Raw genomic sequence first — 19273 nt, forward strand, 5'->3', positions numbered from 1 at the left:
TCCGCGGGCTGGGTGTGGCGAATTAGGCGGGAACGGCCACGGGGTGGGTGGTATACGTTCTGCCGCCGGGCGAGGTGGCGGTGATCGTTCCCGGCTTGGGCTGGGTGTAGCGCCAGTGGCCTTTGGTTTTCAGGGCGTGGTGATACCGGCAGAGGTGTCCGAGGTTGGTGTGGCTGGTCTCGCCGCCGTGCGCCCAGGGAGTGGTGTGGTCGATCTCGGAGTTGATTGCCTTTCGGTTGCAGCCGGGGTGCCGGCAGGTTTTGTCCCGTATGCGCAACCAGTTCCGAAGGGCGACTGGGACCACGTAGCTGGTGCGTCCCAGGCTGAGGATCGCCCCTGTTTCGGGGTGGGTGAGGATCCGGGTGAAGGACGGGGCGTGCGCTGCCAGGCGCCGGGCGATGTGTGCCGGAATCGGCCCGTAGCCCTCCAGGTCCGCCGGCGTGTCATCAACGCCAAGCAGGGTCAAGACGGGCACGGTGACGTTCACGTGCGCAGTAATACCCCGGTACCCCAGGGAACTACCCCAGCCCTCGGAAACATCGGCATACTCTTCAGACCCACCAGCTGGTGAGTCCGAGCCGCCAGAACCGCTTGCACGGTCCGCGCTGCCGGCAGGACGTGAATTACCTGTACTACACGAGTCTTCTGCACCGTATGAAGCCCCTGGGATGACGGCACTATTGGAGCCGCCCAAGCCTGATGCGGCGGCTTGCCGTCGGGGCGGGCCTGCAGAGCAGGTGTGGGTGAGCAGGTCGGTGAGGACATCCACCCGGAGCTGGGTGAGGTTCCGTTTTTCATCAGGTGTCTGAAGGGCACGAGCGAGGGTGGTGAGCCTGTTGTCGATGCCCGTGGCATGTTCCGCGGGGAGGTAGATGCTGAGCCACGCCATGCCGTCATGGTCCGGGGTGACATCCAGCCGACGGTGGGCCACCGCGACGGTGGCCCGTTCGGCGTGGTGGTCAGGGTGCAGGGTCGCGCGTAGGATCCTGGCACGGTGCGCGGTTTTGGCGACGGTGGTGTCCGCTGCGGTGGGCAGAAGGGCGTGTTCGAGGGTCTTTGCTACGTGCGGGGGGAGTCCTACGCACTGCTCCACAATGGTCACCGCATGCCGCCAGGTGATGGCACCCCGGCTGAGGGAGGCCAGGGTGGGGGTGTAATGACGGGTCAGCAGGTGGGCCTGATCGACCAGGAGCCGGGACGTTCGTTCTGGCAAGCGCAGCGCACAAGAGATTTCGGTGGCGGCAAGGTGATCGGCGAGGCTATCGGAAATCGGACGGAATCCGGGAACCGTGGTGTCATGGCTGGTCGTGTCACCAGGGGTGCGGGCATGCAGACGGTCAGTGGTGAGGTTACGGATCCGCTCGATCAGGTGCGCGGTGCGGGCGTCGGCCTGGCACTTCAGAACCTGCATCCGCTGCAAGGCATCTATTGCCTCATCCAGGTTAAGGTCTTGGGCGGGCGGGCCGAGCAGGGGATCGAGCAACGGATTCGTCGCCGGCTCGAACAGCGAATCAGCCGGTTCGAAGAACGAACCGCCGTCGTCGCCGAGCCCTCCTGCTTCCATAAGCTCAGCATCCCACCCACCACTGACATTCTTAGTGGTACGCGAACCCAGGACGAAAGCCAGAAGAAGAGAAGTGCCTTACCCGGCAAACAGGGGCAGCGCCGCCCCCACAATCCCCGCAGTCACCGAGAAAAGTGCCCCCGCCAACGGCTCAGCCCCGTCGTCGAGCTCCTGCCGGGACGTCGTAATGAAGAGGGTGCGCAGGTCGTCGCCGCCGAAAGCGCAGGCCGTCACCTGGCTGGCCGGCACGTCGATGCGCTCGCTCAGCCGTCCTTCCGGGTCGTACCGGACGACAGCTGATCCACCGTACAACGCCGTCCAGATGCCGCCCTCGGAATCGATCGCCATACCATCGGGGGCCCCGAGCGACGGGTCAACCAGCGCAAAGGTGCGACGGCCGCTGAACCGGCCCGTTTCGACGTCGTAATCCAGTGCGTCGATCCGTTGCGTGGGGGTGTCGGTGTAGAAAGCAGTATCGCCGGTCGCGTTCCAGTGCAGCCCGTTGGAGGTCGAGACACTGGTCAGCACTGTGGACACGGAATGGTCGGGAGCCAGCGAGTACAGGGCGCCCGTACCGAATGACCCCATGGATCCGCAGAGGAAGCGTCCACGGGGATCGCACCCGCCGTCGTTCATGCGCACCGAGGGGTCGGTGAAGGCGACGGGCCCAGCCTCGACAGTGGAAAACGACGCGTCGGCGAACGCGAAACCTTTCTCCACACCGATGACATAGCCCCCGGACGACCGCCCGCGCACCGCAGCGGCGACGCCGGGATCAACGGAGTGGCGCGCCAACGTCCCGTCACCGCTCCGCACCAGAACGTCGCCCTCCAGCATGTCGACGAAGAGCAGTGAGCCGATCCGGGCGTCCCAGTATGGGCCTTCGCCGTGATAAGTGCACACGTCCGTGAGCTGTTCTGCCTTCATTTTGCGATCCTTTGGTCGTCAGCCATTTGCGGGAAGGTCCAGCTGATCGGAGAGGCTGATGCACTCGCGGTCCTGCTCGATCGCCGACACCGGTCCACCCAGCTCCACCAGCACGGTGCTCGAGGCCACCTCGTCCGGGTTGAAGAGAACTTCCACCGCAGGATCGCGACCGTACGTTGTGGCGGTCCAGGCGGTGTCGCCCTCCTGCAGCACCCAGTCGACGTCGTTGACCGAGACACAGGGATCAGTGGTGGGACCGGGAACTTCCACGCCACAGCGCAGGACCACCTTCGACGGATCACCCCACGCGGACGTCGCTTGGCTGTTCGTCTCGCGCTGTTCGTTTTCCGCGACCTGGGGAGGCAGTGCAACCATTACTTCCGCGCAGGCGGCGTTGGCGGCGTCGACGGCGGGTTCGACGTTGACCACGGGCGCGCAGGCTGTGGTCGCCAGGAGCAGCGCCGCGAAAGGCACCCACAGGCGCTGGGCTGGGGCATGGGTGGGCATGGACCCAGCCTAGTAGGTAGGCCGGGCGACACGTTCCGCAGCTGGCACTGTTACGAAAGGGGCAGAAGTAAACTTCCGAGGGGACGTGCTTTCTGCGCGCCACAACTGATAGTCCATAAGAGAGCGAACATGCAGCGAGAGTCAGTATCCAGGCGTACGACGTCGGTAGTCCTTGCGGGAATCCTGCTGGCCGTGGCGGGAGCAACTTCCGCCGCCGCCGCTGAGCACGGGGATGAGCACGGGGATGAGCCGCACACACAGACGACCTTCGGTGTTCCCGCTCCGCCGGCGCCAACTCCCGACCCTTCCCCGGAGGTCGACCCGGCGACCGGCTTCGACATCGACAGCAGCACGGGGTACCTCATCCATCCGCCGACCGGCCACCTCATCGAGGCAAGCACTGGATACCTCCTGCTGCCGGTCAGCCTCATCTACACGGGCTTCAAGTACGATGCGGCGACCGGCGAAGTGATCGATCTGGCGAACAGCTCCGCTCTGCCTGTCGAGCCGACCGTGGAGGCGTCTGCGGAACCGGAAGCACCAGCACCAGCACCAGCACCAGCTGCAACCGCCACAGCTCCAGCCACCGAACGGCCGTCGACGCCGACAGCAGTGGCAACTCCGGCGCCAAGCCTGACTGACGCCACCCCGGCATCGGCCGGAACAGCAGCAGGAACGCCGTCGGAATCGGCGTCGAAGTCAGCATCCACCACCCCCGAAGCCCTGGAGGCCGAGCGGTCCACCTCAGTGTCGCCGCTGGTCTGGGTGATCGGTGCGGTCCTCCTGATCGGTGCGGCGGCCGTGGCCGCTGTGGCAGCACGACGACGACGGTCCGGAAAGCACTAAGGTACGACGACGGGCCGGGAAGCTAGAACGACGGCCAGTGAAACTAGCGGACGCGACAGGGCAGCCCGTAGGACTGAACTTGCGGCCTCAGGTCCTTGTCATTTACCGAAGGTTCGGTCCACATCCACTCTCGGTCACTTTCCCGGCACCCCGCGCAATTCGGCGTCGTCGATCTGGCACGGCAGCAGCCCATTGCCTTACTTCAGCGGTACCGGCCCTCGTATCGGGCGTGCTTTCACGGTATCGGTGAAGTTGGCAACCCGCGGAGTAGGCGTGAGGGGCAAATGCGCCACAAACACAAGTTCCTGTCAAGGTTTTTCCTTCCCCCTGGCAATCAATAGGCTTAGTCTTGTCCCCAGTTGTCCGTGCCAGCGGACAGCTCTGCGGAGCCGCGCCACCGCACCGCACCAGCTCCTGGCTTTAACCGAAGGATGAGACGATGTCGCCGCAGAATTCCCTTGATGCCCCCCGAATTAAACGCATCGCTGCAATAGCACTCGCTGCGTCGATCAGCGTGGGCGCTGTTGCTGCGCCGGCCTATGCGAACCACGAGGACGGTGGCGCTGTGGAAGAGCCGGGCAGCGACCAGTCGGACGGGGTTCAGACCGAGGAGCAACGAGCCGGAGAGGAAGCGCGGCAGGAGGCTGAAGTGGAGCGGCAGAAGGCGCTGCAGGAGGCTGAAGCCGAATTGCTGAAGGGACAGAGGGAGCGGGACGAGCAGCAAGGACCGGGTCCGACAGAAGTGCCCCTGCCCCCGTCGACAGAGCCCGCGCCGGAAACAGTGCCCCCCACCCAAGCACCAGCGCCCATCGAGCCGACTGTGCCCACCCCTGAGGTGACGGAGGCGGCCCCTCCCGTGCCTGCCGAAGCCGAGCCCACCACCGAACAGCCGGCGTCGCCCCCGCCTCCACCGCCTGCGCCCGTCCTAAACATTCCCGCCCCGCCGCCCGTGCCGGTGGTCAGGGCACCGCAACCGGCACCAGCAGTGGTACCGCAAAACGTCCTTCCTGCGCCGGCTCCCATCCCCGAGCCCCACACGCCGCTTCCCGAACCTGTTCAACCCAAATCACTTCTCGGTACCCTCTACGATCAGCCCCTGTTCGCGAGCCAGCCGGGGTTGGCCGACCAGGTGGTGCCGCAGGCAACGCGGGAGGCCGCGCCCGAAGCCCAGGCCGGACGAATTCAGGCACAAGGGCAGTTGGAGCAGACCTCCGGTCTCCAGCGGGGAACGCAGCTCATCCTCCTGGCTGCGGGTGTCCTGCTGGCCAGCGCGGCTGGCGTGATCGGAGTCTCGATGGCACGACGCCGGACACCGGGCAGCCGGCAGCATTAGGGCCGGCTCTCAGCGCGGTGCAACACGGGAACGGCGCCGTGCGGAATGTCACCCTCACGCCCTACGGTGGAGGAATGCCCCTCACCGTCGGAGAACTCAGCGAATCCGCGCTGCTCAAGCGCATCTTCCCGCGCCTTCCGTCAGCTGCGAACACCCTCGTGGGGCCTGGTGACGACGCCGCCGTCGTCGCCGCCCCCGACGGACGGACCGTCATTTCGATCGACACCCTCGTCCAGGACAAGGACTTCCGGCTGACACGGCCGAACGGATTCGTTACTACCGGGTACGACGTCGGCTGGAAGTCCGCGGCGCAGAACCTCAGTGACATCAATGCGATGGGCGGCGAGGCGACGGCGATGGTCGTGAGCCTGACACTGCCGCCCGAGACGCCCGTTGACTGGGTCGAATCCCTTGCCGACGGACTGGCGGCCGCGTGTCGTTACCTCGGCGCGGAGGGCTGCGGCGTCGTCGGCGGTGATCTTGGCGGCGGCACCGAACTCGTCGTCACCGCGGCCGTCACCGGAAGCCTGGAGGGCAGAGCCCCGGTGCTGCGCTCGGGAGCGAAACCGGGCGACGTCGTCGCACTCGCCGGTACCGTTGGCCGCGCCGCCGCGGGGCTGGCCCTGCTGGAAGCGGTTGAGGACCTTGAGTCGCTGGGCGACGAAGAGCTGGCGCTCATCGGGATCCAGTGCCGACCCGAACCGCCGCTCGCGGCAGGACCGGCGGCCGCGGAAGCCGGTGCGAGCGCGATGCTCGACGTCTCCGACGGCCTGGTACGCGATGCGGGGCGGATTGCCGAAGCCAGTGGCGTGCAGATCGATCTCGATCCCGACGCCTTGCGGGGATTCGCCGCCCCGCTGGAACAAGCCGCCCGTCAGCTCGACGCGGACCCGCTGGACTGGGTGCTGGGCGGCGGCGAGGACCACGGGCTGCTGGCCACGTTTGACCCAACTGGTACCCTCCCGAACGGGTTTACTGCGATAGGCTCGGTAGTGGCAGGGACGCCTCACGTGACACTTGGGTTGCAGGCTCCGGCGTCCATTGGATGGGATCACTTTGCACATTAAGATCACCGCGAACGCGGCGGCGATGAAGCGGTGGTTGAGCAAAGCCGAAGAGTCCCTCGGCAACCATAGCGACCGCCTCAACGCCATCAACATCTTCCCCGTGGCCGACGGCGATACCGGAACCAACCTCTACCTGACCATGTGTGCTGCCTCCCGCGCGGCGCAGGAAGTGGAAAGCACCGACCTCGGCGAGCTCCTCGCCGTCGCCGGCCGCGCCGCCATGGAGGATGCCCGGGGCAACTCGGGGACGCTCTTCGCTGTCTTCCTCTCGGCACTCGCCGAGCCCCTGCACGGCGCCAACCGCCTCACCGCCAGGCTGCTGGCCTCGGCGCTGCACCGGGCCCAGATCCGCAGCTGGTCGGCCCTCAGCGATCCGGTACCCGGCACCATGCTCTCGGTCCTCGAGGCAGCCGCCAGGGGAGCGGGGGAAACCGCGGGTGCCCCGGAGAGCGATGACAGCAACCACGCCCTCGCGGAAACACTCCATGCCGCCGTGGAGCACGCGCTCCAAGCCGTTATCCAGACCGAGAGCCAACTGGGCGCCCTCACGGAGGCGAAGATCGTGGACGCCGGCGGGGTGGGGTTCCTGCTCATCATGGACGCCCTGCGCGCCTCATCGCTGGGGGAGGAGCTCCAGGATGAGCTGATCGACGGGCTGCACGGTTACGACATCCAGGCCCCCCACCTCCATAACGGCGGTGACGCCGACGGCGTCGAAATCATGTGCACCATCGTCCTGAGCCCCCTCGACGCCGCGACCCTGCGCCTGCACCTCGACGAGCTGGGCGATTCGGTGATCATGAGCGCCGTCACCGAGGTCCCGGAAGGCTACCGCTGGCGGGTCCACGTCCATGTTCCGAACCCGGAGCCCGCGCTGAAACTCATCCACGAGGCGGGAGAACCGGTAAACATTTCGGTGACCCAGCTCGCCCCGCGTTTCCCGCTGTCGGAATCCGTCGGGGCGGGGGCACCCGCGCCTGAACGCTCCGGCGACCAGCGTGGTTGACAGCGCAGTGGCCGGTGTTTCGACGTCGGAGCTCGACGTGTCGCTCGAGCGGCACCTGGGACCTCCCGCCAAGCTCCTGGCGAAGCACCTGAACCTCCATACGGTGGGCCAACTGCTCAACCACTTTCCGCGCAACTACCTGAAGCGCGGCGAGCTGACCCCCATCGCCGATGTCCCCGTGGACGAGGAGGTCACCCTGATCGCCCGGGTGCAGTCGGCCAACGCGCGCCGCATGCGCACCCGCAAGGGCATGCTCCTCGAGGTGATCATCACGGATGACGCCGCCGGTGGAATCGGGCAGATGAATCTCACCTACTTCAATGGGTACGGCGCGGAACGGGAGCTTCTTCCCGGAGTGCGCGCCATGTTCTCCGGCAAGGTCACGATGTACCGGGGGAAGCTCACGCTCACCAATCCGAAGTACGTGCTCCTCGACGACGACGATGACAACCCCGACTACGTGAACAAGCCGATTCCCGTGTACCCGGCGGTGGACAAGGTCAGCAGCGAGCGGATAGCTCTTGCCGTGGGCATCATCCTCGACACCCTCGACCCCGCACACCTGATCGACCCGGTGCCCGAGGCCGTAACCCGCCGGGACAAGCTGATGAGCCTCGCACAGGCCTACGAACTCGTGCACCGGCCGGCCGTCGTGGAGGACGCCTACCGCGCGCAGCACCGGTTCCGCTACCAGGAGGCCTTCGTGCTCCAGGCCGCGCTCGCCCGACGTCGGGCCCTGACCGCACGCGAGGAAGCGACGGCACGGCCACCGCACGACGGCGGCCTGCTGGACCAGTTCGATGCCCGGCTGCCGTTTACGCTGACGAACGGACAGCGGGAGGTCGGCGACGTCCTGGCCGCGGACCTCGCCGGGGACCATCCCATGAACCGGCTGCTGCAGGGCGAAGTGGGCTCCGGTAAAACCCTGGTGGCACTGCGCGCAATGCTGCAGGTGATCGACGCCGGGGGACAGGCAGCCCTGCTGGCACCCACCGAGGTGCTGGCTCTGCAGCACCACCAGTCACTCACCCGCACCCTCGGCCCCCTCGCTGAAGGCGGGATGCTGGGAGGCGCGCTCGACGGCACGCGCGTGGTGCTCCTCACCGGGTCCATGAACACCGCCCAGCGCAAGAAAGCGTTGCTGGAGGCCGCCTCGGGCGACGCCGGCATCGTCATCGGCACCCACGCGCTGCTGTCCGAGAACGTCCGATTCTTCGATCTGGGCCTGATCGTGGTGGACGAGCAGCACCGCTTCGGGGTCGAGCAGCGCGACCTGCTCCGCTCGAAAGCCGCCGCCTCACCCCACGTGCTGGTCATGACCGCGACGCCGATTCCCCGCACCGTCGCCATGACGGTGTTCGGGGACCTCGAAATCTCGACCCTGACCGAACTACCCGCCGGCAGATCCCCCATCAGCACGCACGAAGTGGGGCTGGCCGAGCATCCCGCCTGGATCCAGCGCGTGTGGTCGCGGGCGCGGGAGGAGATCGACACCGGCCGGCAGGTGTACGTGGTGTGTCCGAAGATTGGCGACGACGCGGGGACCGGAAGCGAGGACGGCTCGGCGCTGGAGCTGTACCAGCCGGACGTCCAGGCGGCGCCGTCGAAGCAGGAACTCAACAGCGTCGTCGAGCTCTACGGCTCCCTTGCGGAGGTGCCGCAGCTCGAGTCCGTGACCGCCGGGATGCTGCACGGGCGCATGGACCCGGCGGAGAAGGCAGCGGTCATGGGCCGCTTCAACGACGGCGACCTCCAGCTCCTCGTCGCCACCACGGTGATCGAGGTGGGCGTGGACGTCCCGAACGCCACTTTGATGGTCATCATGGACGCTGACCGCTTCGGCATCTCCCAGCTGCACCAGCTGCGCGGGAGGGTGGGCCGCGGCGGTCATGCCGGCACCTGTCTGCTCGTCACCAGCCTCGAGGCCGACCACCCGAGCAGGGAGCGGCTGGCCGCCGTCGCTTCCACCACCGACGGCTTCGAGCTTTCGCAGAAGGACCTCGAGCTGCGCCGCGAGGGCAACATCCTCGGCGCGTCGCAGTCCGGCGGCCGTTCGGCGCTGCGCTTCCTGAGGATCACCCAGCACGGCAAGATCATCGAGAAGGCGCGCAGCGACGCACAGGAGATCGTGGCGGGAGATCCGGAATTGGGCGGGTACCCCGGGCTGGTCAGCGCCATCGAGCTGTACCTCAATCCTGAGAAGGAAGCCTTCCTGGAACGCGGCTGACCCCTCCGCGATACGGCAGGCTCCTCCGCGATACGGCAGGCTCCTCCCCGATACAGTGGGAGGATGACGCGCATCATTGCCGGGGCTGCCGGCGGCACTACCCTGACGAGCGTTCCGGGATCAGGAACTCGCCCTACCACCGACCGCGTCAAGGAAGCGTTGTTCTCGAGGCTCGATGCCTACAACGTGGTGCACGGCGCGCACGTTCTCGACCTTTTCGCCGGCTCAGGCTCGCTCGGCGTCGAGAGCGCCAGTCGGGGAGCGGCCACCGTGGACCTCGTGGAGTCGGCGGACAAGGCCGCCGCTGTGGTTCAGAAAAACGCCGACGTGGTGAACAAAGTTCTCGGGTGGACCGCCGCGCGGGTGCACCGTGCCAAGGTGGAGACCTACCTCACCCGTGCGGCGGACGACCTGAAATGGGACCTCGTCTTCCTTGATCCGCCCTACGACTTCGAAGAGACGCCGCTGATCGAGATCCTCGCGGCCCTCGTCCCGCGCCTTTCGCCGGGCGCCGTCGTGGTTCTGGAGCGCTCCTCGCGTTCCGCCGAACCGCACTGGCCCGAGGGGCTGGAGCGGTTCGGCGACAAGAAGTACGGCGAGACGCGGCTGTGGTTCGCGGAGCCGTCAGCCCACTGACCACCAGGCCTGCCGAACGCAGGAATCGGGTCGGCGTTCCAGCCCCGACGACGGAGCGCCGGGTTCGTGAGGCCCGGCGGGTCCGTCAGGCGCGGCCGCAGGCTAATCCCGGCGGGTCCGCTATGCCCGGCGGGTCCGAACGAGCGCAGTGACGCCCGCCGCAAGTCCGAGGAGTCCGGCTACCAGGCCGGCCCAGCCTGCGGCGTTCGATGCGCCCGGCACGGTGGATGCTGCCGGTTCGGAGCTGACGGTTTCGGTGCTGTCTCCGTCGGCTGCTTCCTCTTCGGTGCCTGCCGCTGCGGCGGGTGCCGCCGCCGTGCCCCCATGGTCGCCCTCTCCCTCTGCCGCCGTCGTCGTGGTGAAGGCCGGGGCGGGGCTTTCCGGTTCCTCCCCACCCTCCACCGCCGGCTCGTCCCACGCGCGGACGGAGCCGTCCGTGTAGGACTGCACTGTGGGAAGGGTGACGACGGTTCCCGACTCGGGCAGGCGCCCTACGGAGATGGCGAACGTCTGGTACTCCTGCTGCGAGATCTCGGCTCCCGCTTCGGCGGTCCACACCACCGACAGCGGCGCGACGGTGACGGTGGCGCCGTCGGGCGTGGTGACGGGCTCGGGCAGATCACCCGAGACCACCTCGGCGGTCCAACCCTCGATCGGCTTGACGCGCACCGACGTGAACGGCGTTTCGGTGGGGAGCTGGACCTCGAGCTTGTTGGTGCCTGCCGTCTCCGACTCGTTGGGGACGCTGAACGTGAGCTGCGAGTAGCTGTCCTCGGTGGTGGAGGCCGGAGCCACCGAGACGTGTGCCGAGGCCGCGCCGACGCCGAGGGCCAGCAGGCCGACGGTGGTGATGCCGACAGCGCAGGTCGAGAGGACGCGTCGGGCTGGGGTATTCGAATTCATGGGATTGCCTTTCCGGGTGCGGCACAGCTCCAGGAGGCTGAGCGCGCGAATGATGGGTGGGTGCAGGGAACGCCCGCTGCACACCCCATCCCGGACCGGTGTCCTCAGATCGGCAGTGCGCGCGGAAAGGAACGCAGCGGCGGCCCACGGAGCGCGGGTACGGCCGCATAGTGCCGGGGCAGGGGGATGAACACGGAGCGCGACACCGTGCTGATGCGCGGAACGGGAACGACGACGGCGGGAGCCAGGCGCTGCGACAGCGGCCGGAGCCAGGCGCACAACAGCCCCAGTGCCGCTTCGCCGCGGGCCAGCATCAGGACCAGCACTGCGGTGGCGAGGAGGTGGACAAGGAGCATCAGCAGCACGGTGGGCTCGTCGGCATGGATCGGAGCGGCCGCCGACGTCCGGCAGCTGATGGGTGCTGCTCCGTAGTGGCCCGTGTGCACGGGTCCGCTGGAGCAGACTGCGGCGGAGGAGAATGCGCTCAACCCTTCATGGAGGGCGAGCTGCCCCCCACCCATCAGGGCGGCAAGCGAGGCGCTGGGGCGGCGTCGTGTGGTGAGCGCGGCAACCGGAAGAAGAAGCAGTGCGCCCATCAGCAGCAGGATCGGCAGTGCGGGAAGGGTGCCCCCGGCAAGGACGTGGGACCCGATTCCCAGACACAGGATGATCGACGACACGGTGGTGCTGCGGAGAAAATGGGGAAGTCCCGGAGTGGACACGGAACCTCCTGAGGGTGGCTGATGGATGCCGGACCCGGTGAGTGGATCCCTATCAGGTTACTGCCAGGAGATGATCCTCGGGAGTGACCGCTGGTTATTCGCGGTGTGCCGCGGATCGGATTGCCCGATGGGCTGATGATTCTGGGGCTGACATCGGAGCCGCTCCTTGACCCTGATGTCCTGACCGTCCCTGCAGGGGGCTTGTTCCCGGTTAGAGGCTTGCTGCCCGGTTGTCCGCGATCAGGACCGGAGTCTGCGCTCCGGCTGTTTGGTCATCCCGGCGGTCGAGCTCTTCCGTCAGTTCGGCCAGACGTGCCTCCGTTTCAGGATCAGGGAGTCCGTACTCGACGTATTCGACGTCCAGTTCCCGGTGGACCTTGCTGTTGAGAACTTCCACTTCAGTGCTGTCGAGGACGGTGAGGTCTTCCGGAAACTCGTCATCCGGCGTCAGGCAGCTCGATCTATTCATAGGTAACCCCTCTACTTCGACCCGTCACCGGAACCGCTTCACCTGCTCGTGCAGGCACCAGAATTCCGATGGCAGCGGCGATGGCCGCTTGTCCAATCAAACCATTCAGAAGTGGTTCCTGCCACTATCTCGGCCCCAGCTCCCAGGCGTCTCTTTGGAAGATTTCCAGGTCCATACCGGTCAGCACCGCGGCCGGGTGCGGACCCGCAGCGAGGAGCCGGTCCGTCCAAACGGCAGGCCAATCCCTGTTCGTCGCGGCGAGGACGACGTTGCCGGGGTGCTTCCCCGAGAACATTCCGCGATCCGCGAGCGCGGCGCCGTCGGCCGCAACGCTCGAGAGCTCCCTGCTCTGGTGCCGCGCGAAGGCCAGGGGAGGGTCATCGCCCACATTGACCAGCACCACGCCGTCCGGCCCGACCGCCCTCAGCAGTTCGCCATAGAAGGCCGAATTGGCCAGGTGGGCCGGAGCATCGGCGCCGGCGAAGATGTCAAGCACGACGGCGTCGAAGCTTTCAGGCGCCATTGTGCCGACTGCCGCACGGGCGTCGTCGAGGATGAGTTCGCACTGCGTTCCAGGGGTCAGCGGCATGTACTGGAGGACGAAGTCAAGGAGTTCGCGTTCGAATTCCACTGCCGTCTGTTCGGAGCCGGGACGGGTTGCCTCGACATAACGGACCAGTGTCAGGGCGCCGGCGCCGAGGTGGAGCACCTTCAGGGGTTCGCCCGGTGGGCGCAGGAGGTCCAGCACATTGGCGATCCGGCGAAGGTACTCGTAGAACACCTGGTCCGGCGCACGCAGGTTCACGTGTGACTGCTGTGCGCCTCCGATGCTGAGGATCAGCGCGCCTTCAATAAAGGCGTCCTCGTCGATCTCGGCTACGGTTCCGGCAGCCGCAAGCCATCGGGTGGGTACGGAGGCAGGACTCACAGCTTTCCCTGCAGGGCGGAAAGGCGGGAGGCCGCCTCCTCCAGGACATCGAACTTCTTGCAGAAAGCGAACCGCAGCAGGGAGCGCGTCCGTACCGCGCCGTCGGGGTGGCAGAACACCGGCACCGGGATGGCCGCCACGCCCGCCAGCTCTGGGAGCCGTCGTGCGAAGGCGACGGCGTCGGTGATACCGATGGCCGAGGTGTCGGCCGTGACGAAGTAACCGCCCTGCGGCTGGTTGACGGTAAGGCCCGCGCTCAGCAGGCCCTCCGTCAGGAGGTCCCGTTTGCGGCGGAGCGTCTCTGCGACGGAGGTGAAGAATTCGTCGGGGAGCCCGAGGCCCAGGGCGACGGCTCCCTGGAAAGGGGAGCCCGAGCTGTAGGTGAGGAAGGATTTCACCGTGCGCACGCGGGCCACGAGGTCAGCGGGGCCGCTGAGCCAGCCGATCTTCCAGCCGGTGAGGGAGAAAGTCTTACCCGCTGACGAGATGGTCAGGGTGCGCTCCAGCGCGCCGGGAAGGGTGGCGATGGGGAGATGGGGAACACCGAAGGTGAGGTGTTCGTAGACCTCGTCGGTGACGATCAAGGCGTCGTACCTGGTGGCTAGCTCCACTACCTTCTCAAGCGCTTCCCGGCTGAACACAATGCCCATGGGGTTGTGCGGATTGTTGAGGACCACCACCCGGGTGCGCTCGCTGAAGGAATCCTCGAGGGACGCGAGGTCCGGTTGCCATTCCGGAGCGATCAGCGGAGCCGTGGTGTGCGTGGCCCCTGACAGGCCGATCACGGCTCCGTAGGAATCGTAGAAAGGCTCGAAGGTGAGCACTTCGTCGCCCGGCCCGGCGAAGGCGAGAATCGCCGAGGCGATGGTCTCAGTGGCCCCGGTGCTGACGATGATGTCGGTCTCGGCGTCGGGGGTGAGGCCGTAGAACCTCTCCTGGTGCCGGGCGATCGCTGTTCGGAGCACCGGCTGTCCCTTGCCGGGCGCGTACTGGTTCTCGCCGTTGCTGATCGCAGCCCGGGCGGCGTCGAGGATCTCGGCGGGGCCGTCCTCGTCAGGGAAGCCCTGCCCGAGGTTGATCGCGCCGTGCTGCAGTGCCAGCCCGGTGATCTCCTCGAAGATGGTGACTCCCAGATCGCCTCCCTCGGCGAGCAGGTTGGCGCCGCGGGCGGTGCGTTCCCACGGTTCCGGGGCTGCGGAGCGGGAGGTGCCGGGGCTGCGCGGGAGGAGCGTCATGACTTAAAGTATTACCGCAATCGGCGCATCGGAGTGGAGGACCGTTCTGTGAGGTGGGTAGGTTAGGAGGATGCGACGTGCCGTCTGCCCCGGATCCTTCGACCCCCTGCACAATGGCCACGTGGAGGTGATCACCCGGGCAGCCGGCCTCTTCGATGAGGTGGTGGTGGCGGTTTCGACGAACTATTCGAAGAAGTACCGGTTCGCCCTCGACGAGCGTCTGGCCATCGCGCGCGAAACCTTCACCTCCCGGCCAAACATCTCGGTGGTTCCGATGGGCAGCGGGCTCCTCGCTGATTTCTGCAGGGAGCAGAGTGCCGGGGTGGTCGTCAAGGGACTCCGAACCGGCCGCGATTTCGAGTACGAGCTGCCGATGGCCATCATGAACCGACAGCTGACCGGCGTCGAGACCGTCTTCATCCCGGGCGAGAGCAACTACCTGCACTTGTCCTCCACCCTTCTGAAGGAAGTGCAGTCCCTCGGTGGGGACATCGGGCAGTTCGTTCCGGAAGCGGTGTCGAGGCGGCTGACAGCAGACGACGGCGCCGCCTGAGCGGACACGTACTGGCTACGTTCAGATAGGGGAGGCACAGGCAGGCCGCAGATGGGCCGCCGCCAGACCCACGGATTCCTCGACGAACCGGAAGAACCATTCCACGGGACCCAGGTCCGGTGCGGTCGGCACCAGAAGAAATGCGGAGTCCGAGCACTGCTCAAGATTGGTGAGCGATTGCACGGCATGGTAGCGGGACGGAACGACAAGGACTCTTTTCCAGCCGTTGTCCTGGGCGAGCCGCGCGACCGACCTGGCTTCGCCGCGCGTCGTCAGGGGTTCGGGGGTGGAACAGATTTGGGAGGGTACTGGCAGTCAGGAGGATTCCCAGTGCCGGCCGGACTGAGCGCCCGAGCCGACCGCTCGTCGCGCTCGGCGGGTCTGGACGTGTCACACGGCCGAGCCTACGCGGGGACCTTCCACGCCGGCTGAGAACTGCGGCACCGCCCGTGCGTTTTGGGTTGGGCCGACAACTCAGGCTAAGATGATACGTCGGTCATATGTTCTACAGGAGTCACCATTAAAAGCGATCTCAGTTCGCCTTTGACATTCAGTGTCAGAGAGCTCGGGCGCAGCCCGGGCAGTATGCGGACAATCGAAGAACATGTTCCCGCGCCGAAGGATTTTTCAGTGGCGCTGATCGGTGTACAGGAAGGTTCCGCGATGGACCTGAACTTACGCCTTGAAGCAGTCCACGAGGGAATCCTCGTGTCGGGAACCGCAGACGTCGAAGTTACCGGCGAGTGCGGCCGGTGCCTGGAACCCCTCCGCTTCGACAGCGATGTGGACATCCAGGAGCTCTTCTACTACAGCGACTCCGAGTCGCTGTCGGCGGAAGAGGAAGAGGAACAGCACCGGGTCGAGAATGACGCGATCAACCTGGAGCCGGTGCTGAGGGACGCAGTGGTTACCTCGCTGCCGTTCCAGCCGGTGTGCCGGGAGGACTGCCAGGGTCTGTGTGCCGAATGCGGTGTGCAGCTGAATGACAATCCCGATCACCATCACGAGATTTTGGATCCTCGCTGGTCCGCCCTTTCGGGGCTGGCCGGCACCGCCGCTGAGAATGATGCGGCATCACGTAAAGAGTCGGACGAGAGAGAAGAGAGTTAGTCGTGGCTGTTCCAAAGCGGAAAATGTCCCGCGCGAATACACGTGCACGCAGGTCCCAGTGGAAGGCAACCGCCCCCAAACTGGTGAAGACCGTGGAGAACGGCCGCGTAACCTACAGCCTTTCCCACCAGGCCAAGGTCGTTTCTGACTCCGCCGGTACCCCGCTGTTCCTTGAGTACAAGGGCCGCAAGGTAGCCGACGTCTAATAACGGATCGCGGCGGCGGAAGGCCCTTCGGCCCTGGCTGCTGATCGCGCCTTATGCGGAAGCGTAAGTGAACGTGGCTGATACAGAAGAACTGACCCAGCGTCTCGGCGTCGACATCGATGCCGGGACGCTTCGTCTTGCCCTGACCCATCGCTCCTATGCGTATGAGAAGGGCGGCATTCCCACCAATGAGCGGCTCGAGTTCCTGGGGGACTCGGTGCTCGGTCTGGCCGTTACGGATGCCCTGTACCGGGAGAACCCTGATCTGTCCGAGGGAGACCTCGCCAAGCGGAGGTCCGCGGTCGTCAGTACGCGCGCCCTCGCGGGTGTGGCGCGCGGCCTGGATCTCGGCCGGTACATCCTTCTCGGCCAGGGCGAAAAACTGACGAACGGGCGCGACAAGCCGTCCATACTCGCGGACACCATGGAAGCGGTGATCGGCGCGGTGTACCTCAGCCAGGGCATCGAAACTGCACGGGCCATGGTGATGCGGCTCATCGCGCCACTGCTGCAGGACTCGGACGTGCTCGGTGAAGGCACCGACTGGAAGACGCGGATCCAGGAACTCGCGGCCGCCAGACGGCTCGGCGTCATCGACTACCGGGTGACGGGCACCGGGCCCGATCACGCGCGTTCCTTCGAGGCGCTGCTGGTGATCGGCGGCACGCCCTACGGTGCGGGGACCGGCAATTCGAAGAAGGAAGCCGAGCAGGCTGCGGCGGAGGCCTCCCTCAGCATGCTCCTCGGATCCGCAAGCCTCGCCGACAGCAAGTAGGCCGGATTGCCTGAGCTGCCCGAAGTCGAGGTGGTCCGGCGCGGCCTCGTCCGCTGGGTGACGGGGCGGACCATCGACGACGTCGAGGTTCTCGATCCGCGGTCGCTGAGGCGCCACGCGCTGGGGCCGGAGGACTTTCGGAGCAACCTTGCCGGCTACCGGGTCACCGATGTGGTCCGCCGCGGGAAATTCCTCTGGATGCCCCTGGGCGGGCTTTCGCCGGACGCCGAGCCGGTGGACGGCGAATCACCGGTGGCACTCATGGCGCACCTCGGCATGAGCGGCCAGCTGCTTATCGAGGACTCCGGCGCGCCTGACGAAAAACACCTCAAGGTCAGGCTCAGCCTGTCCAACGCCACGGACGACGACGGCAAAAGCCTCCCGCGCGAATTGCGCTTCATCGACCAGCGCATCTTCGGCGGAATGTTCGTCACGTCCCTGCAGGCCACAGCTGACGGCAAGGCCGGTGGCCTGGGGAGCAGCGGACTTCCCCTGATTCCTCGGGAAGCCTCCCACATTGCCCGGGATCCTCTGGACCCCGCCTTCTCCTTCGAGGACTTCTTCTCGCGCGTCCGCGTCCGCCGGTCGGGGATCAAGAGAGCACTGCTGGACCAGGGGCTGATCTCCGGGATCGGCAACATCTACGCCGACGAAGCCCTGTGGGCAGCGAAGCTGCACTATGCGCGCGCCACCGATACTCTCCGCAGATCCGAGGCCCTCCGGCTCGTGGGCGCCTGCCGGGACGTCATGACCCGCGCGCTCGACGCCGGAGGCACGAGCTTCGATTCCCTCTACGTCAACGTCAATGGAGCCTCCGGGTACTTCGAACGCTCCCTCGAGGCGTACGGGCGGACAGGCCGGCCCTGCCGACGGTGTGCACGAACAGGTAGGGAGTCCCTGATCAGGCGGGACATCTTCATGAACCGTTCTTCCTTCAGCTGCCCCCGTTGCCAGCCGAAACCGCGCTCCCACCAGTAAGTCAACGGGTAGATCTGCGGGACAAGTTGCGCTGAAACTGAGGTAATCCATAGGTACGCTGCGGGTTTCCGCAAGCCCTCAAACACCGCTGTGATCCAAATGTGACAATACCGTGTTCATTGGGTAATCTTTAGAGCGCGCCGGTCCAAAGGGACTGGCGCCCTTGGTCAGACTGCCTAACCCTGTCGGTGACCGAAGGAACCGTTCGTACACATCCGACAGGGGCGGGGGAACCGATAGCGGGCTTTCTCTGGAAAGCCCTAGGGGTAAAGACGCAGACGGAACACATCCACACGGGATGCGTTCCGAGACCTGTGTCCGGGTGTCCCACCCGAACCCGACAGCTAACTTCGTAGGCATTGGGAGAGGCACATCCATGTCCAAGAATCGTCATGCCGCGCGCCACAGGGCAACCCCCGAGCGCACCAACCACTTCAAATCCGCAACACGTGCGGTATCAGCAGCGGGTCGTCCCGCAGCTGTAGTAGTTGCAGCTTCAGGCATCCTGCTCGGCGCAGCACTTCCCGCTTCGGCCAGTGCAGTTGCCCCAGCAGCCCAGGCTGCAGCAGCAGGCTCCTACACCGTCCAGTCGGGTGACACCCTCGGAAGCATCGCTTCGGCTCACGGTGTCAGTCTCAGCGCAGTCTTCGCGGCCAACGGCCTCAACGGCTCATCGATCATCTACCCGGGCCAGAGCATCGCCCTCTCGGGTGGCGCAGCCGTTGTAGCAGCACCCCAGGTGCAGGCTGCAGCATTCACTGCTCCCGCTCCCGTGGCAGCACCGGCTGCTGTTCCCGCCGCGGCTCCTGCCATGAACTTCGTCGCTGCGAACACCGGCGTCTCGCTCCAGTCGGGCGGCATCACCCCGATCGGCGCAGCTTCGACGGCACCTGCGAGCTCGAAAGCAGCCACCATCGCTGCAGCAGCGAAGGCCCAGCTCGGCCGGGGTCAGGACTGCACCATGCTCGTGACGAACTCCCTCGCAGCTGCCGGGATCAATTTCCACGACTGGCCAGCCGGCTACCTCAGCCTCGGCACCCAGGTCAGTGCCGGCGCAGCAATTCCCGGCGATCTCATCTATTACACCAACGGCGGCGCCGGTGTACCTCACATCGCTGTCTACATCGGTGGTGGCGAGGCAGTACACGGTGGCTTCAACGGCGGCCAGACCATGATCGCACCCGCCGAGCTCGGCTCCGGTGGCGTCTACATCCGCGTGAGCTAGCATTACCTCTCGGGCTTCGGCTCTCCCAATGGGACATCAGTAAGGACCGGCAGATT

General features: G+C 66.3%; 20 protein-coding genes and 1 riboswitch. Of the genes, 12 read left to right on the forward strand and 8 right to left on the reverse strand.

All coding sequences use genetic code 11. The annotated features are described in order from the left end of the window. Positions 1–22 precede the first annotated feature (22 nt). The 3 genes from IWX65_RS17670 to IWX65_RS02330 form a co-directional block, all read right to left on the reverse strand. Entirely contained in the window at positions 23–1564 is a 1542-nt protein-coding gene (locus IWX65_RS17670; protein WP_334683601.1) for an HNH endonuclease signature motif containing protein, read from the reverse strand. 78 nt (positions 1565–1642) lie between these two features. Then, positions 1643–2491, reverse strand: coding sequence for an SMP-30/gluconolactonase/LRE family protein (locus tag IWX65_RS02325; protein ID WP_196880860.1), 849 nt, complete (start codon positions 2489–2491; stop codon positions 1643–1645). A gap of 18 nt (positions 2492–2509) precedes the next feature. Further along, positions 2510–2998, reverse strand: coding sequence for a DUF3515 family protein (locus IWX65_RS02330; RefSeq protein ID WP_196880861.1), 489 nt, complete (start codon positions 2996–2998; stop codon positions 2510–2512). A gap of 129 nt (positions 2999–3127) precedes the next feature. On the opposite strand from IWX65_RS02330, the gene IWX65_RS02335 reads away from it, so the two are divergent. The 6 genes from IWX65_RS02335 (at position 3128) to rsmD (ending at position 10113) form a co-directional block, all read left to right on the forward strand. Then, on the forward strand, positions 3128–3844 hold the full coding sequence (locus IWX65_RS02335; protein ID WP_196880862.1) for a hypothetical protein: 717 nt from the start codon (positions 3128–3130) through the stop codon (positions 3842–3844). 439 nt (positions 3845–4283) lie between these two features. Beyond that, positions 4284–5177 (forward strand): hypothetical protein, encoded by an 894-nt coding sequence (locus tag IWX65_RS02340; RefSeq protein WP_196880863.1) that lies wholly within the window; start codon positions 4284–4286, stop codon positions 5175–5177. 74 nt (positions 5178–5251) lie between these two features. Further along, positions 5252–6244, forward strand: a complete 993-nt coding sequence (locus IWX65_RS02345) for a thiamine-phosphate kinase (protein ID WP_196881075.1) — start codon at positions 5252–5254, stop codon at positions 6242–6244. A gap of 22 nt (positions 6245–6266) precedes the next feature. Beyond that, on the forward strand, positions 6267–7250 hold the full coding sequence (locus IWX65_RS02350; RefSeq protein ID WP_196880864.1) for a DAK2 domain-containing protein: 984 nt from the start codon (positions 6267–6269) through the stop codon (positions 7248–7250). Next, positions 7243–9477 carry an ATP-dependent DNA helicase RecG gene (locus IWX65_RS02355; protein WP_334683602.1) on the forward strand — a complete coding sequence of 745 codons (2235 nt, stop codon included), beginning with the start codon at positions 7243–7245 and terminating at the stop codon, positions 9475–9477. Before IWX65_RS02350 ends, IWX65_RS02355 begins: the two co-directional genes overlap by 8 nt. 63 nt (positions 9478–9540) lie before the next feature. Further along, entirely contained in the window at positions 9541–10113 is a 573-nt protein-coding gene (gene rsmD, locus IWX65_RS02360) for a 16S rRNA (guanine(966)-N(2))-methyltransferase RsmD (protein ID WP_196880865.1), read from the forward strand. Positions 10114–10233: 120 nt separating this feature from the next. On the opposite strand, the gene IWX65_RS02365 is transcribed toward rsmD, so the two are convergent. The 5 genes from IWX65_RS02365 to IWX65_RS02385 form a co-directional block, all read right to left on the reverse strand. Continuing rightward, positions 10234–11016: a YcnI family copper-binding membrane protein gene (locus IWX65_RS02365; protein WP_196880866.1), complete on the reverse strand. Its 783-nt coding sequence runs from the start codon at positions 11014–11016 to the stop codon at positions 10234–10236. A 104-nt stretch (positions 11017–11120) separates the two neighbouring features. After that, entirely contained in the window at positions 11121–11738 is a 618-nt protein-coding gene (locus tag IWX65_RS02370; protein ID WP_196880867.1) for a hypothetical protein, read from the reverse strand. 211 nt (positions 11739–11949) lie between these two features. Continuing rightward, positions 11950–12207 carry a hypothetical protein gene (locus IWX65_RS02375; protein ID WP_196880868.1) on the reverse strand — a complete coding sequence of 86 codons (258 nt, stop codon included), beginning with the start codon at positions 12205–12207 and terminating at the stop codon, positions 11950–11952. A 124-nt stretch (positions 12208–12331) separates the two neighbouring features. After that, positions 12332–13135 carry a spermidine synthase gene (locus IWX65_RS02380; protein ID WP_196880869.1) on the reverse strand — a complete coding sequence of 268 codons (804 nt, stop codon included), beginning with the start codon at positions 13133–13135 and terminating at the stop codon, positions 12332–12334. Then, the gene (locus IWX65_RS02385; protein WP_196880870.1) at positions 13132–14370 is read right to left on the reverse strand and encodes an aminotransferase class I/II-fold pyridoxal phosphate-dependent enzyme; all 1239 of its coding nucleotides are present in this window, start codon (positions 14368–14370) and stop codon (positions 13132–13134) included. Before IWX65_RS02385 ends, IWX65_RS02380 begins: the two co-directional genes overlap by 4 nt. 70 nt (positions 14371–14440) lie before the next feature. On the opposite strand from IWX65_RS02385, the gene coaD reads away from it, so the two are divergent. The 6 genes from coaD to IWX65_RS02415 all read left to right on the forward strand — a co-directional run bounded on the left by coaD (position 14441) and on the right by IWX65_RS02415 (position 19217). Further along, positions 14441–14923, forward strand: a complete 483-nt coding sequence (coaD, locus tag IWX65_RS02390) for a pantetheine-phosphate adenylyltransferase (RefSeq protein WP_196880871.1) — start codon at positions 14441–14443, stop codon at positions 14921–14923. Between the two features lie 585 nt (positions 14924–15508). After that, positions 15509–16033, forward strand: coding sequence for a YceD family protein (locus tag IWX65_RS02395; RefSeq protein WP_442858965.1), 525 nt, complete (start codon positions 15509–15511; stop codon positions 16031–16033). Positions 16034–16035: 2 nt separating this feature from the next. After that, entirely contained in the window at positions 16036–16239 is a 204-nt protein-coding gene (rpmF, locus tag IWX65_RS02400) for a 50S ribosomal protein L32 (protein WP_026532986.1), read from the forward strand. Between the two features lie 73 nt (positions 16240–16312). Continuing rightward, entirely contained in the window at positions 16313–17014 is a 702-nt protein-coding gene (gene rnc, locus IWX65_RS02405) for a ribonuclease III (protein WP_196880872.1), read from the forward strand. A 6-nt stretch (positions 17015–17020) separates the two neighbouring features. Beyond that, positions 17021–17992 carry a bifunctional DNA-formamidopyrimidine glycosylase/DNA-(apurinic or apyrimidinic site) lyase gene (gene mutM, locus IWX65_RS02410; RefSeq protein ID WP_196880873.1) on the forward strand — a complete coding sequence of 324 codons (972 nt, stop codon included), beginning with the start codon at positions 17021–17023 and terminating at the stop codon, positions 17990–17992. A gap of 163 nt (positions 17993–18155) precedes the next feature. Beyond that, positions 18156–18365, forward strand: a riboswitch (cyclic di-AMP (ydaO/yuaA leader). Positions 18366–18368: 3 nt separating this feature from the next. Beyond that, complete coding sequence (locus tag IWX65_RS02415) at positions 18369–19217, forward strand: LysM peptidoglycan-binding domain-containing protein (protein ID WP_196880874.1); 849 nt, start codon at positions 18369–18371, stop codon at positions 19215–19217. Positions 19218–19273 lie beyond the last annotated feature (56 nt).

The organism is Arthrobacter sp. CAN_A214 (assembly GCF_015751955.1).
Lineage (GTDB): Bacteria > Actinomycetota > Actinomycetes > Actinomycetales > Micrococcaceae > Arthrobacter_D.